We start from the raw sequence: 25,269 nt of genomic DNA, 5'->3' as shown, positions 1-25,269 counted from the left end.
AAATTTCGCAGGGGCACGCGTGTAAGATCGCTTTGTGAGACGATCTCCGCGACTGCGCACATTTTTCGGAGGTTCAAAGTGGCAAATCCGTATGAAATTCCCACCGAGATGAAAGACTTCGCGGAGCGCAGCGTTGCGCAGGCCCGCAAAGCATTCGAAGGTTTCATGGGCGCCGTGCATAAGACCCACGGTTCGGCTGACGATGCAGCAGCCAATGCGACCGCCAGCGTCAAGGACGTGACCGACAAGGCGCTCGGCTACGCCGAGAAGAATGTGTCGGCGGCTTTCGATCTGGCCGAGCAACTCCTGAAGGCCAAGGATCCGAAGGAAGTGCTGACGCTGCAAGGCGAGTATTTGAAGAACCAAATGGCAGCTCTGCAAGAGCAGACCCGCGAATTGGGCGAGACGTTCCAAAAGGCCACTGGGCTGAAGAAATAACCTCGAACGAAGGGGACGTTGTCATGGCCGTTTCGCGCAAGCCCGCTAAACCCGCTTCCGTTGCGTCCAAGCCTGTGGGGGCAAAGCCTGTGGAGGTAAAGTCCATGGAAGCCAAGCCTGAACCTAAGCCTGAAGCCAAAGTGGAAGTTAAGCCTGTGGCAGCGAAGCCCGCACCAGAAACGGTCGCTGTCCCATCGTCCGCTACCAAGTCGTCCAAGCCTGAGACGCCGCCCGAAGCAGCGTCCGACATCCTGCATGCGGCGGCGGCTCCCGTCGCCAATCTGCAGGAGATGTTGCGCCTCGCCGCCGAAAGCAGCGTCGAGCGTTCGAAGCTTGCTTACGAGCGCCTGCGCAGCTCCGCCGAAGAAACGACGGAAACCCTCGAGAGCGCCTTCAAGGTGGCTTCCGATGGACAGACCGCGATCAGCAACAAGGCGATCGACCTGTGGCGTCTCAATGCCAATTCCTTCTTCGATCTGGCCAAGTCGCTCACCGAAGCGAAGAGCCTGTCGGAAGTGGTGGTGCTGCAGACGCAGTTCGCTCGCTCGCAGTTCGAGACCCTGAGCGCGCAAGCCAAGGAAATGTCCGGCCTGGTGCAAAAGGTCGCGACGGACACCGCCGCACCGCTCAATGCCGCCGCCGTGCGGACCTTCGGTTCCAAGCCCGATCTCGCCGCCTGAGGGCAGCGATTTTGGTCGTTAAGGTTGCAACGGGCCGCCTTGGGTGGCCCGTTTGCTTGTGAAGCCCCAGAGACAGGCAGGATCACTTGTGCGCGGGGACACTTTGCCCGCTTTCTGTGGCTTGCAATCCCGGCGGGCCGAGTCTAGGTTCCGCGCGCTTTAGAGCGTTTCACAGTTCGGCTGAGCCGAGCGCCATGAAGACGCGTCAAAGTAAGGGAATCCAAGCAAAATCACGTTTCTATCGAAAGGTGATCTGCTTCAGGGCCACCATAGCTCAGTTGGTTAGAGCGCCGGATTGTGGATCCGGAGGTCCCCCGTTCGAGCCGGGGTGGTGGTACCATTCAAATGCCCCCGCCGGCCCTGAAGTCCAGCTTTCGAAAAAATTGCTGTCACATTGACTCCGCAGGCGGTTTTGACCTTGCCGTTGTGTCGCGGTGTGAGATGATTCTTGTCCAGTGATTCGCGCGTAAAATCAGCAGCGATTCGGGGACATCATCCATGCAGTCGGCCGAAGTCGGTCATGCCAGCCGCGACCTCCTCGAGTGGGGCGCCCCCATTATTATCGATCGGATCAACGAGCACTATTTCACGCTGCTCCGGGCGCATCCGGACGTGGCGCGCCCGTTGGCGCAATATCACTATCGCATGTGGAAATTTCTGCTCGACGGTCACGCCGACGAGGCGGCAAGTCTGCGCCGTGAGCTTGTCAATCTCGCCCGACTGGCCGGCTGCGCTGAAAGCGATCTCGACGATGCCGACCGGCTGGTCCTGGTCGAGCTGATGCAGGTGGTGATGGCGCGCTTCAACCGCTCGCCCACGGTCGCCTGCGATTACAGCCTTACCCTGGTCGATGCCGCCTCCGGCCTCGCCCATGCGCGCCTCGTCGCCGCCTGATTCTTGATTTTCCCTTCCCGCCGCTCGCCCTGCTATACCCGTGCGCCGCATTGAGCGGGCGAGGATTCGTGAAGGGATTTGTCACGTGAGCAGTCGCTGGTCGCCGCAACAGGACCAGGCCTTGAAGGATGTCGGACGCTGGCTCCAGGGCCGTGATGGCCGCCAGGTCTTTCGCCTGTTCGGCTTCGCAGGCACCGGCAAGACGACATTGGCCCGGCATCTCGCCGAAGGCGTCGATGGCAACGTGGTCTTCGCCGCTTTCACCGGCAAGGCGGCGCTCGTCATGCGGGCCCGCGGCTGCACCGATGCGCGCACCATTCACTCGCTAATCTACCGGCCGAAGGACGTCGACAGCGAGGAACCGTCCTTCGTTATCAACGAAGACAGCGACGCCGCCGAAGCCAAACTGATCATCGTCGACGAATGTTCGATGGTCGACGAAGAGCTTGGCCGCGATCTCCTGTCGTTCAACCGTCCGGTTCTGGTGCTGGGCGATCCGGCGCAGTTGCCGCCGGTGAAGGGCGGCGGCTATTTCACCGAGGCTGAGCCTGACATCATGCTTACCGAGGTGCATCGCCAGGCCGCCGACAATCCGATCATCCGCCTGTCCATGCAGGTGCGCGAAGGCGAGCGTCTGTCGCCGGGTGACTATGGCGATACGCGCGTCATCCGCCGCGATGCCATCGATGCCATGGCTGTCACCAAGGCCGATCAGGTGCTCGTCGGCCTCAACCGCACGCGCCGGCTTTACAACAAGCGCATCCGCGAGCTGTTTGGCCACACCAGCACTATGCCCGAACCCGGCGACAAGCTTGTCTGTTTGCGTAACGATCGCACCAAGGGCCTGCTCAACGGCGGTATCTGGCGGGTGAAAACATCGGCTGGCATCAGCCGCAAGAAGCTGCGCATGACCGTGACGCCGGAAGACGATAGCGTGCGCAAGCCGCAGCGCATTGGCGTCGCGCCGGAATTCTTCCTGAACGAAGATGAAGTGCCCTTCGCCATTCGCAAGGGCAGCGACGAATTCGATTTCGGCTATGCGCTCACCGTTCACAAGGCGCAGGGCTCGCAATGGGACGATGTGGTGCTGTTTGACGAGTCCTACGCCTTTCGTGAACATCGCAGCCGCTGGCTCTACACCGCCATCACCCGTGCTGCGCAACGTCTGACCGTCGTAGTGTAAACGTCTCGTCCCTTTCAAGAAGGAACAGTGAATGCCGGAATGGGTGCAGGCGGTTCTCGACTTCGTGCGGCACAATCAGCAATGGGCGGCGCCGATCGTCTTTGCCCTGGCCTTCGCCGAATCCCTGGCCTTCGTTTCGTTGATCGCGCCGGCGACGGTGCTGCTGTGGGGCATTGGCGGCCTTGTCGGCCTGGCCGGTTTATCGTTCTGGCCGATCTGGTTTGCCGCCGCCATCGGTGCGGCTCTCGGCGACTGGCTGTCCTATTGGCTCGGTTTTCACTTTCACGATCGCATCGTCAAACTCTGGCCCTTGTCGCGCCATCCCGATCTGGTGAAGCGCACACACGAGCTGTTCGAGAAATGGGGCGTTGCGGGTGTCTTCATCGGCCGCTTTTTCGGGCCCTTGCGCGCCATCGTGCCTTTGATCGCCGGTGCCGTGCGGATGCCGCGCCTGCAATTCCAACTCGCCAACTGGTCGTCGGCGGTCGTCTGGGCGACGCTGACCCTCACGCCCGGCATGGTCGGCATGGAATGGCTGGGCAAGTATTTCGGCAAATGATCAGAAGAGACCTTGCACCAGCCCGTGCGCGTCGAGGTTGATATGCTCGGCCGCCGGTTCGCGCGGCAGGCCGGGCATGGTCATGATGTCGCCGCAGATCGCCACGACGAAACCGGCACCGGCTGAGAGGCGCACTTCGCGCACCGGCACCATATGGCTGCTCGGCGCGCCGCGCAGAGTGGGATCGGTCGAGAAGGAATATTGCGTCTTGGCGATGCAGACGGGCAGGCTGCCGAAGCCCATCATTTCATAGGCTTTCAAATCGTCCGCCACTTTGGCATCGATCACGATGTCGGCGGCACCATAGATCTTGCGCGCGATGGTGCGGATCTTTTCGACGAGCGGCATATTGTCGGGATAGAGCGGATGGAAATCGGCGGCGCCGCTGTCGCACAGGGCCACCACCGCGCGTGCTACCGCCTCGCTGCCGCGCGAACCATCGGCGAAATGGGTGGCGATCTCCGCATCCACAGCCAATCGCTCCCGGCATGCGGCGACGAGGAATTGCAGTTCGGCGTCGGTGTCGGTGGCGAAGCGATTGATCGAGACGACGGGCGGCACGCCGAAGGCTCTGAGATTGGTGATGTGGCGGGCGAGATTGGCAAAGCCACGATCGATGGCGCCGATATTCTCATGGGCGAGATCGGCGCGCGCCACGCCGCCGTGCATTTTCAGCGCCCGCACCGTGGCAACGACGACGGCGGCGGCCGGTTTCAATCCGGCCGAGCGGCATTTGATGTCGAAAAATTTCTCCGCGCCGAGATCGGCGCCAAATCCAGCTTCCGTCACCACATAGTCGGCATGGCGCAGCGCCGTCGTCGTCGCCATCACCGAATTGCAGCCATGGGCGATATTGGCGAAAGGGCCGCCATGCACGAAGGCCGGCGTGCCCTCGAGCGACTGCACCAGATTGGGCGCCAAGGCATCCTTGAGCAGCACGGCCATCGCGCCTGCGGCCTTGAGCGCGGAGGAGGTGATCGGCGTGCGCTCGCGCGTATAGGCAACGATCATCCGCGCCAGCCGCGCTTCCAGATCGTGAATATTCTTGGCGAGGCAGAAGATCGCCATCACTTCCGAGGCGACGGTGATGTCGAAACCGTCCTCGCGCGGAAATCCGTTGGCGACGCCGCCGAGCGACGACACGATCTGCCGCAAGGCGCGGTCGTTCATGTCCATCACCCGGCGCAGCACGACGCGACGCTGGTCGATGCCCAGGCCGTTGCCCCAATAGATGTGATTGTCGAGCAGCGCCGCGAGCAGGTTATGCGCGGCGCCGATGGCGTGGAAATCGCCAGTGAAATGCAGATTGATGCTTTCCATAGGCACCACTTGCGCGAAGCCGCCGCCGGCGGCGCCGCCCTTCATGCCGAAGCAAGGGCCGAGCGAGGGCTCGCGCAGACAGATGGCGGCCTTCTTGCCGAGGCGCGACAAGCCGTCGCCGAGGCCGACGGTGGTGGTCGTCTTGCCTTCGCCGGCCGGCGTCGGCGAAATCGCGGTGACGAGCACGAGTTTGCCGAGCGGCCGCGTTTCCGTCTTGCCGAGATAATCGAGATCGATCTTGGCGATATATTTGCCGTAAGGATGAAGATCGGCTTCGTCGATACCCAGTTTGGCCGCGATGTCGGCGATGGGCGCAAGCCGGGCATCGCGCGCGATCTCGATGTCAGGCTTCATCGCTCAGCTCCCATCACGATCAGCAACGAAAACGAAATCGCCGCCACCGTCAATGCGGAACGCCCACCGTCTTGCCCATTGTCCACGATGTGCGTTGGCGCACATCGCGGTGGGCAGGCGCTGGTTAGAACATGAGGGTCGGCGAATGGGATTGGCCCCCCTGATCCCGCCGAGAGTGTCCGGCTCGTCGACAGACCTCCGAAACCTAAGACCCTTCGGTCTCCCCGGCCGAAGGGTTTTTTTTAGCCTTTGTTGCGCGGTGCCTGACGGGCGAGGCCGCCGTGCAGATCGAGCATGCGCTCACGCCAGGCGTAGGTCGGATCGTCGCTGTCGAGCAGTTCGATGGGGGAGGCGCTGCGCGCCCACATGAACACGCCGAAGACGATGTAATCGGCGAAAGCCGGCTGCGAGCCGCAGAAGAACGGCTGTTGTTTCAGAACGTCCCGTGCCGGCGTCAGCACGGGTTTCAGCGCCGCGCGGCCTTCTTCCACCGGGACGGCGAATTTTTCCAGCGGCATGCCGAAGCGCTGTTCGCGCGAGGTACGGAAATAATCCTTGTCCTTTTCCGCAAGGCCGTTGAACAGATCGAGGATAATGATCTTGAACACCGGAATGGTCAGACTCGTCTGCGCCCAGGAGCGCACAAAATTGGTCACGCCCATTCCCGGAATATCGATCAGGCGCGGACGGTCCGGATAGGCGCGGTCGAGATAAAGCGCGATATCCCAGCTATCGTGCACCACCGTATCGCCGTCGCGCAGCACCGGCACCAGCTTCTGGCCGGAAAAGGCGATCTTGTCTTTTTCAGTGAAGCGCACCGGCACCATGTTCACATCGAGCCCCTTATGCGCGAGCGCCATGCGGATGCGCCAGCAATAGGGCGAGAAGCGAACGGTATCGTCCCCGGCGGCCAGATCGAATAATTCGCGTGCCATTCATCCCTCCAAGTTGCACGTTTCATAGCAAACGATCCGGACCAAGGAACAGTCCGGATCGTGGGAGGTCAGCTATTCAAAATGTGGACGGCAGGTCAGGCGCCGTTCGCCTTGAAGAAGTCGAGCGCCCGTTTGAACGCCAGTTCGGCATCGGCCTTGCGATAGCTGGGGCGATAATCGGCATGGAAGCCGTGCGGCGCGTCGGGATAGACGTAGATGACCGACTTGCTGCCGGCTTTCTTCAATTCTTCCTGCACGGTTTCGACCTGTTCGAGCGGAATGCCAGGGTCCTTGCCGCCATAGGCGCCAATGACGGGCACTTTGAGGTCGCCGGCGAAATCCAGCACCTGCTGCGGTTGCAGGTCGTTTTTCGGATTGGTCAGCGGGCCGTAGAAAGCCGCCGCTGCCTTCACGCTCGGATTGTTCTTGGCATAGAGCCAGGTCTGGCGGCCGCCCCAGCAGAAGCCGATCACCGCCAAGCGGTCGGTGTTGGCGCTGCCGCTGGCCTTGGCGAAGGTGACGCAGGCGTCGAGATCGCCCTTCACCTGGGCATCCGGCACTTTCGAGACGATTTCGGCGATGAGCTTCGGCACTTCCGTATAGGTCGCCGGATTGCCCTGACGGGCATAAAGCTCGGGCGCGATGGCGTAATAGCCCGCCTTGGCGAGGCGCCGGCAGACGTCCTTGATATGTTCGTGGACGCCGAAGATTTCCTGGATCACCAGAACGGTCGGGAAGGGGCCGCCGGAGGCCGGAAAGGCGCGATAGGCCGGGATTTCGACACCGCCGGACGGCACTTTCACTTCGCCTGCGGTCAGGCCGTCGGCCAGGGTGGTGATCGTCTGGGCATTGAGCGGGCCCGTCGCCAGGGTGAAGCCGGCGACACAGCTCGTCATGAAGACAAAGCCGCGCCGGTGAACATCGAGCGGTGTCGGCGCGGTGAGCGAAAGCTTATGGGCGTCGTCCATGGGGGTCTCCCTGCTGCGGCAAAATCAACCCGGCCAGATTATGTGAATGGGCCAGTATTCCAATGACATATCGGCGGCTTTCGTTGCAGGAACAACACAATTTTGTGAGCGGATGACGCTAGGACGGCTGGCCGATCTGTACAGCGGCGGCGTGCTCGACTAATCATCCCGCCGACGCCCCTGCGCGGGCTGCACAGGACGGAAATGACATGACAAATCCCCTCGATAGGACGACCCGGCTGGTCACCGTTTTTGGCGGTTCGGGCTTCGTTGGGCGCCATGTCGTGCGTGCGCTGGCCGAGCGCGGCTGGCGCGTGCGGGTTGCCTGCCGGCGGCCGGATCTCGCCTTCCATCTGCAGCCGCTCGGCCGCGTCGGTCAGATCAACGCCGTTCAGGCCAATCTTCGTTATCCGGCTTCCGTGACAGCAGCGCTCCATGGCGCCGAGGCGGCGGTCAATCTGGTGGGCATCATGCACCAGAGCGGCCGTCAGCAGTTCGATTCGGTCAATGCTTTCGGCGCGGGTGTCGTGGCGCAGGCCGTGAAGAACGCCGGCATCAAGCAATTCGTCCATATGTCGGCGCTGGGCGCCGATGCGGACTCGGAATCAGCCTACGCCCGTTCGAAAGCGCAGGGCGAAGCCCATGTGCGCGAACTGGTTCCCAATGCGTCGATCCTGCGCCCGTCGGTGATTTTTGGGCCGGAGGATGATTTCTTCAATCGCTTCGCCGCCCTGGCGCGCATGTCGCCGGTGCTGCCGCTCATCGGCGGTGGCGACACCAAGTTTCAGCCGGTTTATGTCGGCGACGTGGCGCAGGCTTTCGCCCGTCTGCTCGACAGTGAAGTGCCGGATGGGCGCACCTGGGAACTCGGCGGCCCGGAAGTGAAGACCTATCGCGAACTCATGCAGACGGTCTGCACGACGATCGGTCGCAAGCGTCTGCTCGTGCCCGTGCCTTTCGCGCTCGCCAATCTCAAGGCTTTCGGCATCGAACTCGTCAATTCGCTCAGCCTCGGTCTTTATCCCAAGACGCTGCTGCTGACGCGCGATCAGGTGAAACTGCTCAAAACCGACAATGTTGTCTCCGAAGCGGCCAAATCAGCGGGTACGACGATCGAGGCGATGGGCATCGCGCCTGACACGATCGAGACCATCGTGCCGAGCTATCTCTATCGCTTCCGCCGCACCGGCCAGTTCGAAAGCAAGATCACGGCTTGATTTCGTAGCTGCGCATCAGCCGTTTGTGCACGCGCACCATATAGGCCGTGCCGAACAGCGGCGTCAGCAGGTTGACGATCGGCACCGCCAGGAACATGGCGATCGGGAAGCCGCAGATGAAGAGGTAGACCGCGTGGCGGCTGCGCAGCGCGCGCACCTCTTCCAGCGGGTGATAGCGCAGCGCCGCCAGCTCGAAATATTCCCGCCCCGCCAGATAGGAATTGGCGACAAAAAACGCGATCACATTGACGCCCGGCACGAGCAGCAGCAACAGCGCGCACAGGTTGACCACCAGCGAGACGAGAGCAAATTTCGACGCCAGCCAGATCGACTGGCCGGCGGGCAGGGCAATGCCGGGCGGTCCCTTGGGATCGCTCTCCCGTTCCGCCCGTTCGGCCAATTCGTCGAGAAAGAAGCCGGCGACCAGCGACGAGACCGGCGCCACCAGAAACGCCATGCCGACGAACAGGCCGATGCCGGTGAGCACCGAAAGCACGGTCGCCACCCACGGCCAGGGCACGGCGATATAGCCGACGATGAGATGGTCGAGCCCGTACCAGACCAGCGCCAGCAGAACCAGGGTCAGGGCCAGCACCTTGGCCAACACCCGGCGATAGGGCGGCGAAAAAATCTGCGGTAGCGCCAATGCGGCGGCTTCGAACATGGGCAAATCCCTGGGGCAAATCTCCGGCGCCTCAAAATGGGGCGCCGGCCGGTGGGACGCAAGGTCGAGGTCGGTGGAATGAAGCCGTGATGACGGTTTCACAACCATGTGCGGCGATCGCCATAAATCCGACTTTGCGCCCATATTGTTTGGCGGAGAGGCCGGCTATGCTGGCAAGACACCGGGCAGGATATTGAGCTGTCCGACGATCGGGATGAATGATGAGCAACGCGTTTTTCTCCGACCTCATGACCACGATTGCCGACCGCGGCCGCACCTTGTTGCGGCTGGAAAGTGCTCCCATCGATCCGCAGGCGCAGGCTCTCGATCTGGTCGGTCTGTGCGAGCAGCTTCTGTCCGGTCGCGGCGAAGCGTCCGGCACGGCGCTGGCGCGCGAAGTGCTCGATCGCTACGCGCGGCTCGACGATGCCGGTCGCGAAACCTTCTTCCTGCATCTCGCCCGTGATTTTGGTCCTGATCCGGCGCGGCTGACGCCCGCCGTCGAAAAATGGGAAAAAGAGCAAAGCGATGCAGCGGCGACGGATTTGCACTATGCCTCCGAACCGCGCCGGCAGGAGCTGCTGCGCCGGCTCAACCGTGCGCCGGGCGGCACCGCCGCGTTGGTCGTCATGCGCGAACATCTCCTGGCGTTGCGCCGCAATCCCGAGATGAAGGTGATCGACAAGGATCTCGTTCACCTGCTCGGCTCCTGGTTCAATCGCGGCTTCCTGGTGCTGCGGCGGATCGACTGGTCATCGACGCCGGCTAATGTGCTGGACAAGATCATCCGCTACGAAGCCGTGCATGCGATCCATGATTGGAACGACCTGCGCCGCCGCATCGATCCGATCGATCGGCGCTGCTACGCCTTCTTCCATCCGGCGATGATCGATGAACCGCTGATTTTCGTCGAAGTCGCGCTGACGGCCGACATTCCCGGCGCGGTGCAGCCGCTGCTGGCGGAGAAGCGCGATATCGTGCCTCTGAAAAAGGCGCGCACGGCGGTCTTTTATTCGATCTCCAACTGCCAGCAGGGCCTGGCCGGCATTTCCTTCGGCAATTTCCTCATCAAACAGGTGGTCGAGGAATTGCGCCGCGAACTGGCGAAGATCGAGAATTTCGTCACCCTGTCGCCGGTGCCGGGCTTCATGAGCTGGCTGACGAGCAAGGGGAAGGAGCATTTGTCGGAGGATGATCGGCTCATCGTCGACACCCTGCACGATCTCGACTGGCCGCAGCATGGCCCCTTCAATACCAGGGCCAAGGCCGTGCTTGAGCAGCTTGCGGCGCAGTATTTCCTGGAGGAAAAGGCGGCCAACAACCGTCCCCTCGATCCGGTCGCCCGGTTTCACCTGGGCAATGGCGCCCGGCTCGAGCGGATCAACTGGTTGGGCGACCGCTCGACCAAAGGAATGCTTGAATCCGCCGGCCTGATGGTGAATTACCTCTATGATCTCGACGATATCGAGAAAAATCATGAGGCTTATGCCAATCAGGGTGAAATCGCGGCTTCCTCGGCGGTGCGGAAATTACTGAAATCCTCATCGTCCCGGCGCTGGCTGGCGAACGTCACCTCTGCAAAAGGCTGAAAGCCAGCGGAAACGAACCGGGAAGACATATGGCGTCCTATCTTTACGATCTGATCGCGCGCCGCGCGCCATCGGCTGACAAGGTTTTTCTCGAAACGCCGGAAGGCCGCAAACTGACCTATGGCGATCTCGCCGCGGGGTCCGCGCGCTTCGCCCAGGCGCTCGCCAAACTTGGCGTGGTGGCGGGCGACCGCGTTGCCGTGCAGGTCGAGAAATCGCCGGAAGCCATTTTGCTCTATCTCGCCTGCCTGCGGGCGGGCGCCGTCTTCCTGCCGCTCAATACCGCCTATACGCCAGCCGAGATCGACTATTTTCTGGGCGACGCCAAGCCGCGCGTCTTCGTCTGTGATCCCGCGAGCCGCGACAAGCTGGCGGCCGTCGCCGAAAAGGCCGGCGCGCGTATCGAGACCTTAGGCGTCAAGGAAGACGGTTCGCTGCTCGATTTGGCGCGCCAGCAGGCGGCGACCTTCGCCGATGTCGAACGCGGCAAGGATGATCTGGCCGCCATTCTCTACACGTCGGGCACGACGGGCCGCTCCAAGGGCGCCATGCTCAGCCACGACAATCTGGCTTCGAACGCGCTGACGCTGGTCGATTATTGGCGCTTCAGCAAGGATGACGTGCTCATCCATGCATTGCCGATCTATCACACCCACGGCCTGTTCGTGGCGATGAACACGCTACTCCTCGCCGGCGGTTCGATGTTCTTCCTGCCCAAGCTCGATGCCGAGCTGATCATGAAGCTGATGCCGCGCGCCACCTCGATGATGGGCGTGCCGACCTTCTACGTTCGCTTGTTGCAGCATGCCGGCCTTACGAAGGAGGCGACGAAACACATGCGCCTGTTCGTCTCGGGCTCGGCACCGCTGTTGGCCGAAACCCATCGCGAATGGCGCGACCGCACCGGCCACGCCATTCTCGAACGTTACGGCATGACCGAGACCAATATGAACACGTCGAACCCGTATGCCGGCGATCGTGTCGCCGGCACGGTCGGCTTCCCGCTGCCGGGCGTCAGCGCCCGCGTCACCGATCCCGACACTGGCAAGCCATTGCCGCGCGGCGAGATCGGCATGATCGAGGTCAAGGGCCCCAATGTGTTCAAGGGCTATTGGCAGATGCCCGAGAAGACCAAGGCGGAATTCCGCGAGGACGGCTTCTTCATCACCGGCGATCTCGGCAAGATCGACGATAAGGGCTATGTCCACATCGTCGGTCGCGGCAAGGATCTCGTCATCACCGGCGGTTTCAACGTCTATCCGATCGAAGTCGAGACCGAGATCGACGGCATGCCGGGTGTCGTCGAAAGCGCCGTCGTCGGTTTGCCCCATGCCGATTTCGGCGAGGGCGTCACCGCGGTCGTTGTGCCGCAAAAGGGCGCCGAGCTCGACGAGAAAGAGATCATCTCCGCGCTGGAGCAGCGCCTGGCGAAGTTCAAACTGCCCAAGCGCGTGCTTTTCGTCGACGAATTGCCGCGCAACACCATGGGCAAGGTGCAGAAGGCGGCGCTGCGCCAGACCTACAACGATCTCTATAAATAGTTGGGTGAAAGGACAGCGAAGGCCTGCACCGCTGTCCTTTCTCTCAAGGCGTTGCAAATTTGAGCAGGCCATTCGCCGTGCTTCAAGCAACGCAGAAATGCCCAATCCATACATATCAGCACTCTCACTCGTCGGCTGCCAAGCAGTCGGCGGATGAAGTCATCTGTTGCTATTGCGCAACATCGCCTTGCAGTTTCGCGCTGGATAAAGATTTGCGCTTGTGATTGCGCATGAAGGCGATTAAACGCGCCCTCCCGGTCGTCAACTCGATGTGGATGTCAACGGATGGAGTTCAAAACCTCCTCCCGTGCAGTCGGTTCTACCGTTCTGTATGCGGACGCTGCGTCGAAGGTCGGAATGCGGATCTAGCTCAGGGGTAGAGCGCCGGCGTTGAGCCGGAGGCATGGGTTCGAGTCCCATGATTTGCACCATTGGATAGCTCAGTGGGTAGAGCATCAGACTACGGATCTGAAGTCGAAGGTTCGAATCCTTCTCCCAGGCACCCTTTCACGGTGTTCGATCTTGACGGTTCGGGAGCCGGCATGCCGAAGAGCGGACTGAGGCCGAAGGGTCTCCGGCTGTTCTGAAGCCTGAGGCGCAAGCTTGAAACGCGGTGACGATCAAGCCGCATGCTGGTCGGCAGGAGGAGCTCGCTCCGAATGCCCGCTTGCATGCTGCAACGTCCGCTCCCGTGGGTCCGCGAACGTTCTCTGCCACCGGCTCCCGGATCACTGCCGGAACGCATGAACGTAAACAACGAAAGGAACATTCGGTCGATGACTTAGCGCACCGATGGAGTAACGAAAATGGCAAAGCTTCTTGATATGATCCTGGGACGCAAGCGTGTCCTGGTGAAAGAAAACGAACGGATCACCGCTCTGCATAAGGGCGAGCTGCTCGGCATTTATGGTCCCGGCATTCATCGCCTCCCGAACCGCCAGAAAAGCCTGGAGTTCGTGCGATATGACTTGACCAACCCTACGTTCGTTTCGGTCTATGAGCACGCCCTTTTCGAAAAACTCTCGGATGTCGCAAACCAGCATCTGACGGTCTTCCGAACGGCGGCGGCCGAAGTCGCGGTGGTCGAGCGTGACGGGGCTATCTTCTCGGTGATGAAGCCGAACGAGAAGCTCATTGTCTGGAAGGATGCAGGACCGTGGACGGAAACGCGGGTCGATGTGTCGGACAACCTCGCGGTTGATCTCGCACTGATGCGTCGTCTCGTTCAGGTCCGGAAGGCAGAGGCGGTCGCCATGCATTTCGTCAATGATGGGCAGGTTGGTCTGCTCTTCATCGACGGGAAGCAGGTTGGCCCGCTCAATGCCGGCATGCATGGCTTCTGGAACGTCGGCAAGACCGTGCAGGTGAAGGTGGTCGACCAGAAGTGGCAGGCGCTTGATGTCACGGGACAGGAACTCCTGACGCGTGACCGTGTGACGATCCGCATCAACATCGCGGCCGAATACCGTGTCGCTGACCCGGTCAAGGCGGTGAATGAGGTGAAGGACTTCACCGACGCGCTCTACCGCGCACTGCAGGTCGTCTTCCGTCGTACGCTTGGCAACCTGACGCTCGATCAGATCCTTGAGAGCAAGGTGACGATCAACGAAGAGGCTGCCGGCAAGGTTCGCGAGAACATGGCGGCGATCGGGATCGAGATCGCGAACATCGAACTCAAGGACGTGATCCTGCCGGGTGAGATGCGCGAGATTCTCAACCAGGTCGTGACGGCGGAAAAGCAGGCCGAAGCCAATGTCATTCGCCGCCGCGAGGAGACGAACGCGACCCGTTCGCTGCTCAACACGGCGAAGGTCATGGCCGAAAACCCGGTCATGCTGCGGCTGAAGGAGCTCGAGGCTCTTGAAGCCATTGCTGGCAAGGTGGAGCGTCTGACCATCCACAACGGGACGGGCGGGTTGATGAACGATCTCGTCAAGCTGCGCGACTGACAAAATAGAGCGCCGCCCGGCACCGGGCGGCGCTTTTTTCTAAATCGTCAAAACGATCTTGCCGATGTGGCTGTTGGCGCGCATGTAGTCCTGCGCCGCCAGCGCTTCATCGAGCGGAAAGGTCCTGTCGACGATCGGCTTCATCGCGCCGCTTTCGATGGCGGGGCCAAGGTCGGCCCAGGCGCGCCGCGAAATCTCGATTTTTTCCTCTGCCGAGCGCGTGCGGAAGGTGACGCCGATGAGCTTCAGCCGCTTGAGCGCGATCTTGTCGAGATCGATCTGATCGATCTTGCCACCCAGGCGGCCGATGCTGACGATGCGTCCCTTGATGGCGGCGGCGTCCATCAAGTCGCCCAACATGCCGGCACCGACATTGTCGGCCGCCACATCAATGCCTTTCTTGCCCGTCGCGCCCATGCAGGCCTCGGCGAGATTGTCGCGACCGGCAAGGATGCCGAGATCGAGACCGACGGCCTTCAGGCGTGCCAATTTGTCGGCGTCGCGCGAAGTGCCTGCGACCACGCTGGCACCGAGCGCCCGCGCAATCTGGATCATGGCGGTGCCGACACCGGCAGTGACGCCGGTGATGAGAACATTGTCGCCGCGCTTCAATTCGCCATTGCTGACCAAAGCGTCATGGCCGGTGGACAGAAACACAGGGATTGCGGCGGCCTCGGTAAAACTCAGATGCGCCGGCACGCGAAAGGCGATGCGCCAGTCGGCCACGGCCAGTTCGGCATAGGCCTTCGTCGTCATCGACATCACGCGATCGCCAAGCGCGAAACCTTTCACCGCCGCGCCGATGCCGATCACTTCGCCTGCGACTTCCATGCCGGCGATATTGGCTTGCGGTACGTCGGGATTGCCAACCGGCCGGCTGAGATCGGCGCGGTTGAGGCCGATGGCTTTCACGGCGATCAGCAGATCGTTGTCGCCGGCTTTGGGTTCGGGCACGTCATGGATGGCGAGTGAAGCGCCATTCAGGCCCTTCACGTTGAGAGCGGCTTTCATGCAAACCTTTCCGATTATTGCGGGGTGAGATTGGCGAGTTTGGTGATGTTGCGCCAATAGTCCATGTCGCTGACGAGGCGCTTGCGCACATATTCGCGATCGCCGATCAGAGGATCGCCGCCCTGCGATTTCAGGAATTCTTTGGTTTCAGGCATGGCGGTGATCTTGTCGAACCATGCCGCCAGTTGGTCGTTGATTTCGCGCGGCACGCCTGTTGGCACGAAGACGGCCCACCATGGGGCGACGACCACGCTTTGGTAGCCAGATTCCTGCATGGTCGGAATATCGGGCGCGGCCGACGGACGGCGCGTTCCTGTTGTAGCGAGAATCCTGACCTTGCCTGCGTGCTGCTGGCCCAAGACATACATCACATCGCCGAAGGCGAAGTCGACCTGCTGCGCCGCCACGTCGGAAATTGCCTGGCCTGTCGCCTTATAGGTGACTTGCGTGACGTCGAGATTGGCTTCCTTGAGATAAAGCACCGTCGAGGCGATGGCTGACGTCACCGCCCAGCCATAGGTCGCCTTCGGCCCTTTGTTACGCAGATAGGCGGTGAGGTCGGCGACACTTTTGACCGGCAATTGCGGATGGACGCTGAGCGCGAAGACGAGTTCGGCGACTGCCGTCACTGGCTCGATATCCTTGAGCGTGTCGAAGCGCAGGTTTTTATAGATGGCGGGGCTCGCGGCCAGCCCGGCCGCGCCGCCGAAGAGAATGGAATAGCCGTCCGGTTTGGCCGTGGCGATGGCTTCCGAAGCGATATTGCCGGCCGCCCCCGGCTTGTTCTCGATGACGACGGTGGCGCCGGACACTTCCGAAAGCTTCTGGCTGAACCAGCGGCACATGATGTCGGCGCCGCTGCCGGCGGGAAAGCCGAGAATGATGCGGATGGGTCGTTCGGGATAAGCGGCGAAGACGGGTGTCGCCGCAAGCACCAAGCCTGTCAGCGTCAAGCCCACCAGCCCAAGTTGCAGCATTGCGCGCAGACGGCCCATAGTTTCCTCCCTCCGGTCTTGTTGACGGCTGTGCGCCGTCTTGGCCGGATGATAGGCAGTAAACCTGTCATTCGTCTACACAGCGCGTTTCCAGCGCTATAGCGTTTTGCAGTTTGACTTAGTCAAACGCCACAAAGACGCGTCAAAACAAAGATCCTAGGCAAAATTGCGTTTCTGTCGAAACGCAATTTGCTCTAGCGCACCACGATGAGGGCATCGAGGGCCAATGCGCCTTCTCCTTCGCCGTGGACGATCACCGGATTGACGTCGACTTCCGCCACTTCCGGATGGGCCATGATGAAGGCGCCGAGCTTCGCCGCGATCGCCGCCGCCGCATCGACATCGCGCGCCGGCGATCCGCGAAAGGCGCCGAGCAACGCCGCTCCTTTGAGGCGGCGTAACTCCGTTGCGATTGCCTCCGCGCCAAGGTCAGGCGCCAAAGTCACCACGTCATGCAGCGCTTCGGTGAACACGCCGCCGAGGCCGACCACCAGCACTGGCCCCCAGTCCTTGTCGTTGCGGGCGCCGAAAATCAGCTCGACGCCACGTGGCGCCATTTTCTCGACGAGCACGCCATCGAGCACCAGATCGGGTTTGCCCAGCGCGACGTTGGAATAAAGCCGCGACCAGCCGTCGGCGAGGTCCTTGTCGCTGTTCAACCCCAGGATGACGCCGCCGACATCGCTCTTGTGCGCCAGTTCGCTCGCCTGGGCTTTGAGCGCCACGGGATAGCCCATGCGCCGCGCGGCGGCTTGGGCATCCTCGATCGTCGTCACGAATTCCGCCGGGGGCACCGGAATGCCTTCGGCTTCGAGAATCTTCTTGGCGACATGTTCAGGAATGATGCCGGCGAGCAGCTTGTGCTTGTAGGGTTTGCGCGCCACGGGAGCGATCGGCGCCTGTTTGCGTCGATAGTAGCGTTGCAGAAAGGCTAGCGCGCGCAGGCAGCGCTCGGGCGAACGGAAGAACGGGATGTTCAAGGCGCGCAGTTCGCTCAGCGTTTCACGCGGCATGTCGCCGTCGTCGCCCAGCATGGCGATCATGACTGGCTTTTCGAACCGTGCTTCCTTGGCGGCATCGACCACGGGCTTGAATTTGCGCGGCGCCATCGCGCCCGAAGAGACGATACTGGCGTAAATGACGCTGCCGAACGCATCGTCGACGAGCAGCGGATCCAGCGCCTTGCGATAGAGCAGGGGATCGACCAGCGCCTGGGCGGTGAGGTCGAGCGGATTGGTGCCGTGAATGAGACCTGGCGCCAGTCCGTCGAGAATAGCGTGCGCTGCTGGCGAGGGTTGCGGCAGATCGAGGCCGATCTGCTGGCAATAGTCGAGCGACATGCCTTTATAGGCGCCGGAGTCGGTAATGATAGCCGGACCGCCGATGATGGGCTCGGGAAAACGGATGAACAGTTCGGCGACGTCGATGAGCTGTTCCAGTGTTTCGACCACGGCGACGCCTTCACGTTCGGTCAAGGCGCGCATCACATCCCAATCGCCGCTCATGGCACCGGTGTGGGTCTGCGCCGATTCACGTGCCGCTGCGCTGCGGCCGGGATGCAGCAGCACGACCGGCTTGTGCAGCTCGCGCGCCCGGCGCATCAGCGCCCGGAAACGAGGTGGGTCGCGGAATTGTTCGGCAACGAGGGCCAGCACATGGGTCGTCTCGTCCTCGATCATCAGATCGAGAAAATCCTCAAGCCCGTTCAACGCTTCGTTGCCGGTCGAGACGAAGAGCGATACGGCGATGTCATGTGCGTGCAGCGCCGTGCGCAGCACCGTCGCCATCGCGCCCGATTGCGAGACGATGCCGACCGCTCGGCGGCCTGCCAGCGGCACATTGTCGGTCGGCGCGAAGGTCATCGGCACGCCATCGACATAGTTGATATAGCCCAGGCAATTGGGGCCTTCGATCGCCATGCCGGCGTCGCGCGCGATCCGCGCCAGATGTTCCTGCGCCTGCCGGCCTTCGGCATTGAGCTCGGCGAAGCCGGCACCGAAAATCACCACGCCGCCGACGCCGCGTTCGATACAGCCTTGCACCGCATCCATCGCGGCGGCTTGCGGCACCGCGAGCACGGCGCAATCGACGCCTTCGGGCAGATCGCGTGTCGATTTCAGACAAGGCCGCCCGTTGATTTCGGTCCGGTTCGGATTGATGAGATGAATAGCGCCTTGATAGCCGAAGCGATCGAGGTTGCCCAAAACGCTGTTGCCGAGCGCACCTGGCGTCGGCGAAGCGCCGACGATGGCGATCGATCGCGGTCGCAACAGTCGTTGGATGGCATGCTGCGAAGTGGTTTCGGCGCTCATGGAAACGGCTCTTGTTATGTGCGACCGCGCGGATGGGCACGGTCTTCCTCCGTCCATGCACCCTAGACAATCTCAGGAATGCTGATCAAGAGCCGTCGTCAAATGCCGCGTGGCGGCAGCATGATGCGGAATGTCGCGCCGGGGCCGTCGTCTTGCGGCAGCAAAATGATATCGCCGCCATGCGCATGAACGATCTCGGCGGCGATGGCGAGGCCGAGGCCCGTGCCGCCCGAACGCGCCGAGCCGCGAAAGGCCTCGAACATTGCTGCCCGTGCCCGGGCTGGTACGCCAGGACCATTGTCGGTGATTTCAATGATGATTTTATTGTCCTCGCGCCGCGAGGTGACGGTGACGCGGGGGTCCTCGCCGTTAAAGGCGCCCGCCGCTTCCAGCGCTTCGATCGAATTGCGGCACATGTTGAGGAGAACGCGCAACATCTGTTCGCCGTCGGCGACGATTTTGGCATTGCCGTCGACACTATTCTCAAGCGCGACACGCTGATGACTGTGTGGTGCGACAGTTTCGAAAGCCTCGTCGACCAGAGCGCGCAGGCCGAGCTGGCCAAACTGCGGCGCGCTTTCCACGGCGCGGCCATAGGTCAGGGTCGATTGGCAATAGCTGATGGCGCGGTCGAGCGTGGCGATCAGTTTCGGGCCGATGGAACGCACAAGCGGATCGGAGGACGTCGCCAGTCTGTCCGACAGGAGCTGCGCCGTCGACAGCATGTTGCGCAAGTCGTGATTGATCTTGGCGACGGCGAGGCCGAGTGCCGCCAGATGTTTCTTCTGCCGCAATTCGTCGACGAGCGTCGTCTGCATGCTGGCCAGCGCCGTTTCCGCATCGCCGATCTCATGCAGGCGGCCCGAGGGTTCGATGATGCGCGTGGGATCTTCCGGGTCTTCGCCGAAGCGCTTCAGATTGTCGGTGAGCCGGCGCACCGGTCGCAGCACGAAGATATGCAAGGTCGCGACGGCGAGCGCCGCGAGCAGAACCGACAAGGTCAGCGACACCAGGAGCACGTTGATCGAACGCGTCCACATGGCATTGCGCAGCGCCGTTTCGTCGATGGTGATGTCGATATACTCGGCGCCCATCGGCGCGTCGCCGACAACGCTGATCGTGCGCCCCTGATGGCCGAACAGAGTACGCAACGCCGACATCATCGATTCGATCGGCGTGGCCGTGCGCAGATCATAGCGTTCGTCGACGCTAGGCGGCATATCGGTGGAAGCCAGCAGCCGGCGTGACGACGGCAATTTCAGCGCGATGGATTGGGCGCCGACGCTGGTGAGCAGATCGTTCTTCAGCGGCTCCGGCACCATTTCATCGGGCGCGGCGTCGAGCACGAGAGCGGCGATGTAAGCGGCGCTCAATTGATCGCGCAGCCGATAATTGCGGAAGGTCGCCATCCACGGCACGAACACCACGACCTGCACCAGCAGGATGAAGGCCAAAGTGCCCAGAAGGACGCGCGAAATCAGACCAACCCGCACGGTGCGCCGGCGCTCCCGGGCGAGGGGAGCCTCCAGCGGCAGGGTTTCTGTCGCAGCGCCAGGTCCGACTTTGGCGTCCATACCACCCCTTTTATCGCATCCGCGGCGGTTTGTATTCCGCGCCGCCTCTATCCGAGCTTGCGCAATAGTCCAATCAGGCTCTGAACCGAGGGACTGCGAAACTTTGCCGAAAAATGTTGCAGTGCTGTCCGCCGCGAGGCGTCCGCCAGACTCATGGCGGGAATCGGCATCGCCGCCATATCCTCGATCCGCAGCCTTTTCATGGCGGCGAGTTGCCACGGTGCGATCAGTTCCTGGGCCTGGGGCCCGACGATCGAGGCGCCAAGCACCGTGCCGTCGCGGCCAACCATGGCCTTGACCAGGCCATGCGCGGGCAGGCCGGTATGGGCGGCATCGGCCTCGCTCAGGGGAAGGCGATAGATGCGCAGGGCCGCATCCTTCGCGCGGGCTTCCGTTTCGCTCAGGCCGGCGGTGGCGATGGCAGGATCGGTCTGGATGACGCGTGCCGCGCTGGCCGGCGTGAAGGCAACCGGCTGGCGGAACAGAAGGTGACGCAACAACAGGCTGGCTTGCACTTGCGCGGCCTGAGCCGATCCGGCGCCGATGACATCGCCGATTGCATGGACGCGCCAATTGCTGCTGCGGAAGTTGCGTTTCACCTTGATGCCGTCGTGGTCGAAGGCGATGCCGGCCTGTTCCAGACCAATGCCGTGAACGTTTGGCGCGCGATGTCCGGCGATCAGCACATGGCTTGCGACGCAGGTTTCGTCCCGTCCTTGATGCCGGTAAGAGGCGCGCAGACCAGCGCTATCGGGATCGATGCGGATGGCTTCGACAGGCGCTTGCAGAACGACGCCTTCGCGCGCGAGCGTATCGAACAACGGCTGCCGCAATTCATCGTCGATCTCGGGCAGCAATGCGCTGTCCGCGATCACCGTGACGCGGCTGCCCAGGCGCTGATAGGCCTGTGCCAGTTCAAGTCCATGCACTGAAGCACCGATGACGAGCAGATGCGTCGGCAGTTCCATCAGCTCGAAAATCGTTTCGCTGGTGAGGGCGCGAACATATTCGAGGCCGGGAATCGGCGGCAGTGCGGGCGCGGCGCCGGTGGCGATCACGAAGCGTCGCGCTTCCACTTTTACATCGCCGATCTGAATGCTTTTCGCGGAGACGAAATGGGCATTGCCGCGCAGCACGCGCAGGTTCATCGCCTGCAGCCGCGCTTCGCTTAGCGAAGGGGCGATGGCGGTGATCGCTGTCTGGATATGCGCCCGCACGGCACCATAATCGACGCGCGGTTCGCTTGCGGCCAACCCGAGTTGACCGGCGTTGCGCATGTCATGCGCGGCTTGCGCCACTTCCGCCAGGCTGCGCGTGGCGACGCTGCCGTGATGGAGGTGTGTGCCGCCCATCTCGCTCTTTTCGATGACGACGGTAGGCACGCCGAAGGCGGCGGCGCCCATGGCGAGCGCGAGCCCGCCGGCGCCAGCCCCGATGATGCAGATGTCGGGCGTCAGAGTTTCGCTCATGGGCCGGCGATCTCACGGAAAGGCCGCAACCGCCGCAGGACAACCGGGGCGAGCGCCAAAAGGCCGAGACAGATGAGGGCGGTCACCATCTGCGGGGTCACGAGCTGGTGCAGTTCCACGTGCATGCGACAATCGGTCTGACCGGCGGCAAGGCAGGCGGCGAAGGCCTGCTTCTGCTGCGCCAGCACCGCATCGATGCCGTCCCCGGCGAGGCCATAGGTCAAGGTCGCGGGCAGCACCCCCAGAAAGGTGACCCACATGAAGGTGAATGGTCTGAGGTTCGTCAGAGCCATGGCCAAGTTGACGACGAAAAAGGGAAAGGCGGGCGTGAGTCGCAGAAACAACAGGTAAGATACGGCGTTTTCGTGGAAGCCATCGCGCAGCCTGCGTACCAGCGGCCAGGGGCGGTGGGCGTAGCCATATCCAAAGGAAGAGCGGGCGAAGAGGAAGAATATCGTTCCGCCTAAAGTGACGGCGCAGGCCGAGATAGCCGCGCCGATCAACCCGCCGAACAGGAAGCCGCCGCTCATGGTGAGAATTGGGCCGCCGGGAATGCCAACCGCGGCTGTTGCGACAAAAACTAGAAAAAACAGAATGATAGATGCGAAATAATGGCGCCCGACGAAGTCGGCTAGCATGTCACGATGCTCCACCAGCATGTCGAGGGACAAAAACCGGCTGAATCCCGTGGCAAACAGCAAGCCGACGGCGACAATGGGCAGAAGCAGCGGCAGAAAACGCCGCAACCGGCGGCCAGGGCCGCCCGTCGGGTTGAATGTCGTGTCCTGATCCCTCGCCATCGTTTTCCGATAGCGGATCAGGAGCGGCAAATCACTGGTCGGGGGACAAATTTGCCGCCTGAAAGAGCGCCTTGTGGGCTTACGGATCAGTCAATACTGATTGACTCGGCCAGAGGCTTCCACCTATAAGGCCGCACTCGATTTCGGCCGCGCCGACTTCGCGTGCAGGCGTGCGTCGGCATGCCGGCCGCCGGCAGCGGCATTCACAACCTTTGAGGGGCTATGGTCAAGGCCATGGCAGCCCCCGCAGAATTTGGAGTTCGACGGTGAAACGGACCTATCAACCCAGCAAGATCGTGCGCAAGCGCCGTCACGGCTTCCGCGCCCGTATGGCGACCGTGGGTGGACGCAAGGTTCTTGCCGCTCGCCGCGCGCAGGGCCGCAAGAAGCTTTCGGCCTGATCCGGACGCTTCTCGCCTCGCAAGGCAATCAAAGGTAGTCACCATGAGCGTTTCCCTCACCGACGGCGCGGGAAACCACGACGGATCGCGCCCGGCCGGTTCTCCGATCGGGCGTTTGCGTAAGCGGCCGGAATTTCAGCGGGTTGCCAAAGGGCGCCGCTACCATGTGTCCGGCTTTACGGTGCAATGCGCGCCGCGCGACGACACCGAAACCACCGCTCGCTTCGGATTGACGATCACCCGCAAGGTCGGCACCGCCGTCGAGCGTAACCGTATCCGCCGGCGTTTGCGGGCGGCCCTTGTGACCAGCAGCGACATTCCGTCAAAGCCAGGACATGATTATGTGCTGGTTGCGCGCCGCGAGGCGCTGTATCTGCCTTTCCCGGAATTGATCCGCGACATGCAGACAGCCATATCCGCGGTTGGCGGTAAGTCGCGGCGCAAAACGCCGGATAAAAAACCGGACTAGCTCAACCCGATCGCAAACCCCCGTTCGCAAACCCGTTGGAATGCGAACACAGGCCGGCCAAGAAGCAGCTTGGTGAAGGATCAGCAGGCGAAGAATGCGCGAAGACCAGAAAAACCTCCTGTTGGCCATGGCCCTGTCGCTCGTGGTTATCCTCGGCTGGAACTATTTCTACGCCAAGCCACAGCTGGACGCGACGCGCCAGACCAATACGCAGGTGCAGAACAACAGCGGCGCCGCGCAGCCGCCGAGCGCTCAGCCCGCGCCGCAGCAACAGCAGGGCGCAGCGCCCGTGCCGGGCGCCAGCACCGCGCCGAATGCGCCGCAGGCTCCCGCTGTCGCCGTCACGCTTGATCGCAATGCCGCGCTCGCTGCTTCGCCGCGCGTCAAGATCGACACGCCGAGCCTGTCGGGCTCGATCGCGCTGCGCGGTGCGCGCATCGATGACATCCATCTGAAGAAGTATCACGAGACGACGGACCCGAAGAGCCCGACCATCGAACTGCTCTCGCCGTCGGGTTCCGCTCATCCCTATTATGCCGAGACCGGCTTCGTCGCGGCTGCCAACAGCAATGTCGCGCTGCCCAAGCCCGACACTCTGTGGACCGCCGACAGCGATGTGCTGACGTCCTCCAAGCCTCTGACGCTGACCTATGACAACGGCCAAGGCCTGGTGTTCCGCCGCGTGCTCAGCGTCGACGACAATTTCATGTTCACCATCAAGGATTCGGTGGAGAACAAATCGGCCGCGCCGGTGACGGTCTATCCCTATGGCCTGCTGACCCGCGTCGGTAAGCCCAAGACCGATGGCTATGCGGTGCTGCACGAGGGCTTTGTCGGCGTCGTCGGCGATTCCCGCGTTCAGGAATACACCTACGATTCGATTGAGAAGGAACCGAAGGCCACCAAGCTCTTGAAGGGCACCGGCGGCTGGCTCGGCATGACCGACAAATATTGGGCGGCCGCTGTCATTCCCGATCAGAACCTGGCCATCGAAGGCCGTTTCTCCTCGACCGGCACCACCACCAAGATCTATCAGTCCGATTATCTGGGCGCCGAAAAGGTCGTCGCACCCGGCGCCAGCGCCGAAGCCGATCATCGCTTCTTCGCCGGCGCCAAGGAAACCCAGGTCATCGACGGCTATCAGGCGAGCCTCGGCATCAAGAACTTCGATCTGATGATCGACTGGGGCTGGTTCTATTTTATCACCAAGCCGCTGTTCTGGCTGATCGACTTCATCTACCGCTACGTCGGCAACTTCGGCGTCGCCATTCTCATCACCACGGTTCTCATCAAGCTGCTGTTCTTCCCGCTCGCCAACCGCTCCTACGAGTCGATGGCGAAGATGAAGGCGGTACAGCCGCAGATGAAGGAGCTGCAGGAGCGCTTCGCCAACGACAAGCAGAAGCAGCAGCAGGAGCTGATGGAGCTTTACAAGCGCGAGAAGATCAATCCGGTCGCCGGCTGTTTGCCGGTCATCATCCAGATCCCGGTGTTCTTCGCGCTCTATAAGGTCATCTTCATCACCATCGAAATGCGGCACGCGCCGTTCTTCGGCTGGATCAAGGACCTGTCGGCGCCCGATCCGACCAATCTGTTCAATCTGTTCGGCTTGATTCCCTTCGACCCGACGCAGCTTCCCGGCATCGGCCACTTCCTGTGGATCGGCATCTGGCCGCTCATCATGGGCGTCAGCATGTTCGTCCAGATGAAGATGAATCCGGAACCGACCGATCCGATCCAGAAGCAGATGTTCGCCTGGATGCCGGTGATCTTCACCTTCATGCTCGGTTCGTTCCCGGCCGGTCTGGTGATCTACTGGACCTGGAACAACGCGCTGTCCGTTGCCCAGCAGTATTTCATCATGAAGAAGCAGGGCGTGAAGATCGAGCTTTGGGATAACCTGCTCGGCATCTTTGGTAAGAAGGCGAGCTGACGCGCTGCCGCGAC

22 protein-coding genes and 2 tRNA genes are annotated in these 25,269 nt (G+C 62.0%); 14 read left to right on the top strand and 10 right to left on the bottom strand.

Annotated features, from left to right (window positions below; translation table 11 throughout):
* Positions 1-78: 78 nt before the first annotated feature.
* From OIM99_RS00620 to OIM99_RS00595, 6 genes are all read left to right on the top strand, one after another.
* Entirely contained in the window at positions 79-438 is a 360-nt protein-coding gene (locus OIM99_RS00620; RefSeq protein ID WP_311848348.1) for a phasin family protein, read from the top strand.
* Between the two features lie 104 nt (positions 439-542).
* Positions 543-1,118 (top strand): phasin, encoded by a 576-nt coding sequence (locus OIM99_RS00615; RefSeq protein ID WP_311848347.1) that lies wholly within the window; start codon positions 543-545, stop codon positions 1,116-1,118.
* A 263-nt stretch (positions 1,119-1,381) separates the two neighbouring features.
* Positions 1,382-1,458 (top strand) — tRNA-His (locus OIM99_RS00610).
* A 158-nt stretch (positions 1,459-1,616) separates the two neighbouring features.
* Entirely contained in the window at positions 1,617-2,012 is a 396-nt protein-coding gene (locus OIM99_RS00605; RefSeq protein WP_311848346.1) for a hypothetical protein, read from the top strand.
* Between the two features lie 85 nt (positions 2,013-2,097).
* Positions 2,098-3,195, top strand: coding sequence for an AAA family ATPase (locus tag OIM99_RS00600; protein WP_311848345.1), 1,098 nt, complete (start codon positions 2,098-2,100; stop codon positions 3,193-3,195).
* Between the two features lie 31 nt (positions 3,196-3,226).
* Positions 3,227-3,754, top strand: coding sequence for a DedA family protein (locus OIM99_RS00595; protein WP_311848344.1), 528 nt, complete (start codon positions 3,227-3,229; stop codon positions 3,752-3,754).
* Here the strand turns inward: OIM99_RS00595 and OIM99_RS00590 are convergent, their stop codons facing one another.
* The 3 genes from OIM99_RS00590 to OIM99_RS00580 all read right to left on the bottom strand — a co-directional run bounded on the left by OIM99_RS00590 (position 3,755) and on the right by OIM99_RS00580 (position 7,331).
* Positions 3,755-5,428 carry a formate--tetrahydrofolate ligase gene (locus OIM99_RS00590; RefSeq protein ID WP_311848343.1) on the bottom strand — a complete coding sequence of 558 codons (1,674 nt, stop codon included), beginning with the start codon at positions 5,426-5,428 and terminating at the stop codon, positions 3,755-3,757.
* Positions 5,429-5,670: 242 nt separating this feature from the next.
* Positions 5,671-6,363 (bottom strand): glutathione S-transferase family protein, encoded by a 693-nt coding sequence (locus tag OIM99_RS00585; RefSeq protein WP_311848342.1) that lies wholly within the window; start codon positions 6,361-6,363, stop codon positions 5,671-5,673.
* A gap of 95 nt (positions 6,364-6,458) precedes the next feature.
* Positions 6,459-7,331: a dienelactone hydrolase family protein gene (locus OIM99_RS00580; RefSeq protein WP_311848341.1), complete on the bottom strand. Its 873-nt coding sequence runs from the start codon at positions 7,329-7,331 to the stop codon at positions 6,459-6,461.
* Positions 7,332-7,540: 209 nt separating this feature from the next.
* Here OIM99_RS00580 and OIM99_RS00575 point away from each other — a divergent pair, with 209 nt between their 5' ends.
* Positions 7,541-8,548: a complex I NDUFA9 subunit family protein gene (locus OIM99_RS00575; RefSeq protein ID WP_311848340.1), complete on the top strand. Its 1,008-nt coding sequence runs from the start codon at positions 7,541-7,543 to the stop codon at positions 8,546-8,548.
* Here the strand turns inward: OIM99_RS00575 and OIM99_RS00570 are convergent.
* Positions 8,538-9,212 (bottom strand): sulfate transporter family protein, encoded by a 675-nt coding sequence (locus OIM99_RS00570; RefSeq protein WP_311848339.1) that lies wholly within the window; start codon positions 9,210-9,212, stop codon positions 8,538-8,540. The genes OIM99_RS00575 and OIM99_RS00570 overlap by 11 nt on opposite strands.
* Before the next feature lie 221 nt (positions 9,213-9,433).
* On the opposite strand from OIM99_RS00570, the gene OIM99_RS00565 reads away from it, so the two are divergent.
* The 4 genes from OIM99_RS00565 to OIM99_RS00550 all read left to right on the top strand — a co-directional run bounded on the left by OIM99_RS00565 (position 9,434) and on the right by OIM99_RS00550 (position 14,291).
* Entirely contained in the window at positions 9,434-10,801 is a 1,368-nt protein-coding gene (locus OIM99_RS00565; RefSeq protein ID WP_311848338.1) for a malonyl-CoA decarboxylase, read from the top strand.
* Positions 10,802-10,830: 29 nt separating this feature from the next.
* Entirely contained in the window at positions 10,831-12,342 is a 1,512-nt protein-coding gene (locus OIM99_RS00560) for a malonyl-CoA synthase (protein ID WP_311848337.1), read from the top strand.
* A gap of 359 nt (positions 12,343-12,701) precedes the next feature.
* A tRNA-Gln gene (locus OIM99_RS00555) sits at positions 12,702-12,773 on the top strand.
* A gap of 375 nt (positions 12,774-13,148) precedes the next feature.
* Complete coding sequence (locus tag OIM99_RS00550) at positions 13,149-14,291, top strand: slipin family protein (RefSeq protein WP_311848336.1); 1,143 nt, start codon at positions 13,149-13,151, stop codon at positions 14,289-14,291.
* Positions 14,292-14,330: 39 nt separating this feature from the next.
* Here OIM99_RS00550 and OIM99_RS00545 read toward each other — a convergent pair whose 3' ends face one another.
* The 6 genes from OIM99_RS00545 to OIM99_RS00520 all read right to left on the bottom strand — a co-directional run bounded on the left by OIM99_RS00545 (position 14,331) and on the right by OIM99_RS00520 (position 22,452).
* Entirely contained in the window at positions 14,331-15,302 is a 972-nt protein-coding gene (locus tag OIM99_RS00545) for a zinc-binding dehydrogenase (RefSeq protein WP_311848335.1), read from the bottom strand.
* 14 nt (positions 15,303-15,316) lie between these two features.
* Positions 15,317-16,297, bottom strand: coding sequence for a tripartite tricarboxylate transporter substrate binding protein (locus tag OIM99_RS00540; protein ID WP_311848334.1), 981 nt, complete (start codon positions 16,295-16,297; stop codon positions 15,317-15,319).
* A 194-nt stretch (positions 16,298-16,491) separates the two neighbouring features.
* On the bottom strand, positions 16,492-18,609 hold the full coding sequence (locus OIM99_RS00535; RefSeq protein ID WP_311848333.1) for an acetate--CoA ligase family protein: 2,118 nt from the start codon (positions 18,607-18,609) through the stop codon (positions 16,492-16,494).
* Between the two features lie 98 nt (positions 18,610-18,707).
* On the bottom strand, positions 18,708-20,183 hold the full coding sequence (locus OIM99_RS00530; protein ID WP_311848332.1) for a HAMP domain-containing sensor histidine kinase: 1,476 nt from the start codon (positions 20,181-20,183) through the stop codon (positions 18,708-18,710).
* Between the two features lie 47 nt (positions 20,184-20,230).
* Positions 20,231-21,652, bottom strand: a complete 1,422-nt coding sequence (locus OIM99_RS00525) for an FAD-dependent oxidoreductase (protein ID WP_311848331.1) — start codon at positions 21,650-21,652, stop codon at positions 20,231-20,233.
* Positions 21,649-22,452 (bottom strand): VTT domain-containing protein, encoded by an 804-nt coding sequence (locus OIM99_RS00520; RefSeq protein ID WP_311848330.1) that lies wholly within the window; start codon positions 22,450-22,452, stop codon positions 21,649-21,651. Before OIM99_RS00520 ends, OIM99_RS00525 begins: the two co-directional genes overlap by 4 nt.
* A gap of 266 nt (positions 22,453-22,718) precedes the next feature.
* On the opposite strand from OIM99_RS00520, the gene rpmH reads away from it, so the two are divergent.
* From rpmH to yidC, 3 genes are all read left to right on the top strand, one after another.
* The gene (gene rpmH / locus OIM99_RS00515) at positions 22,719-22,853 is read left to right on the top strand and encodes a 50S ribosomal protein L34 (RefSeq protein ID WP_311848329.1); all 135 of its coding nucleotides are present in this window, start codon (positions 22,719-22,721) and stop codon (positions 22,851-22,853) included.
* 43 nt (positions 22,854-22,896) lie between these two features.
* Positions 22,897-23,322: a ribonuclease P protein component gene (gene rnpA / locus OIM99_RS00510; RefSeq protein ID WP_311848328.1), complete on the top strand. Its 426-nt coding sequence runs from the start codon at positions 22,897-22,899 to the stop codon at positions 23,320-23,322.
* Positions 23,323-23,416: 94 nt separating this feature from the next.
* On the top strand, positions 23,417-25,255 hold the full coding sequence (yidC, locus tag OIM99_RS00505) for a membrane protein insertase YidC (protein WP_311848327.1): 1,839 nt from the start codon (positions 23,417-23,419) through the stop codon (positions 25,253-25,255).
* Positions 25,256-25,269 lie beyond the last annotated feature (14 nt).

Source organism: Methylocella sp. CPCC 101449, assembly GCF_031921685.1.
In the GTDB taxonomy this organism is placed as follows: Bacteria; Pseudomonadota; Alphaproteobacteria; order Rhizobiales; family Beijerinckiaceae; genus Terripilifer.
Note: the sequence above shows the minus strand (reverse complement) of the source record. Positions and strands in the feature narration are given on the sequence as shown.

What these genes read in the sequence shown, in the direction of transcription:
- OIM99_RS00595 (WP_311848344.1), top strand. Translation starts at nt 3,227, where the DNA reads ATGCCGGAATGGGTGCAGGCGGTTCTCGACTTCGTGCGGCACAATCAG.
- OIM99_RS00565 (WP_311848338.1), top strand. Translation starts at nt 9,434, where the DNA reads ATGAGCAACGCGTTTTTCTCCGACCTCATGACCACGATTGCCGACCGC.
- yidC (WP_311848327.1), top strand. Translation starts at nt 23,417, where the DNA reads ATGCGCGAAGACCAGAAAAACCTCCTGTTGGCCATGGCCCTGTCGCTC.
- OIM99_RS00575 (WP_311848340.1), top strand. Translation starts at nt 7,541, where the DNA reads ATGACAAATCCCCTCGATAGGACGACCCGGCTGGTCACCGTTTTTGGC.
- OIM99_RS00615 (WP_311848347.1), top strand. Translation starts at nt 543, where the DNA reads ATGGAAGCCAAGCCTGAACCTAAGCCTGAAGCCAAAGTGGAAGTTAAG.
- OIM99_RS00570 (WP_311848339.1), bottom strand. Translation starts at nt 9,212, where the DNA reads ATGTTCGAAGCCGCCGCATTGGCGCTACCGCAGATTTTTTCGCCGCCC.
- rnpA (WP_311848328.1), top strand. Translation starts at nt 22,897, where the DNA reads ATGAGCGTTTCCCTCACCGACGGCGCGGGAAACCACGACGGATCGCGC.
- OIM99_RS00530 (WP_311848332.1), bottom strand. Translation starts at nt 20,183, where the DNA reads ATGGACGCCAAAGTCGGACCTGGCGCTGCGACAGAAACCCTGCCGCTG.
- OIM99_RS00605 (WP_311848346.1), top strand. Translation starts at nt 1,617, where the DNA reads ATGCAGTCGGCCGAAGTCGGTCATGCCAGCCGCGACCTCCTCGAGTGG.
- OIM99_RS00560 (WP_311848337.1), top strand. Translation starts at nt 10,831, where the DNA reads ATGGCGTCCTATCTTTACGATCTGATCGCGCGCCGCGCGCCATCGGCT.
- OIM99_RS00585 (WP_311848342.1), bottom strand. Translation starts at nt 6,363, where the DNA reads ATGGCACGCGAATTATTCGATCTGGCCGCCGGGGACGATACCGTTCGC.
- OIM99_RS00525 (WP_311848331.1), bottom strand. Translation starts at nt 21,652, where the DNA reads ATGAGCGAAACTCTGACGCCCGACATCTGCATCATCGGGGCTGGCGCC.
- OIM99_RS00580 (WP_311848341.1), bottom strand. Translation starts at nt 7,331, where the DNA reads ATGGACGACGCCCATAAGCTTTCGCTCACCGCGCCGACACCGCTCGAT.
- OIM99_RS00540 (WP_311848334.1), bottom strand. Translation starts at nt 16,297, where the DNA reads ATGGGCCGTCTGCGCGCAATGCTGCAACTTGGGCTGGTGGGCTTGACG.
- OIM99_RS00520 (WP_311848330.1), bottom strand. Translation starts at nt 22,452, where the DNA reads ATGGCGAGGGATCAGGACACGACATTCAACCCGACGGGCGGCCCTGGC.
- OIM99_RS00545 (WP_311848335.1), bottom strand. Translation starts at nt 15,302, where the DNA reads ATGAAAGCCGCTCTCAACGTGAAGGGCCTGAATGGCGCTTCACTCGCC.
- OIM99_RS00590 (WP_311848343.1), bottom strand. Translation starts at nt 5,428, where the DNA reads ATGAAGCCTGACATCGAGATCGCGCGCGATGCCCGGCTTGCGCCCATC.
- OIM99_RS00550 (WP_311848336.1), top strand. Translation starts at nt 13,149, where the DNA reads ATGGCAAAGCTTCTTGATATGATCCTGGGACGCAAGCGTGTCCTGGTG.
- OIM99_RS00535 (WP_311848333.1), bottom strand. Translation starts at nt 18,609, where the DNA reads ATGAGCGCCGAAACCACTTCGCAGCATGCCATCCAACGACTGTTGCGA.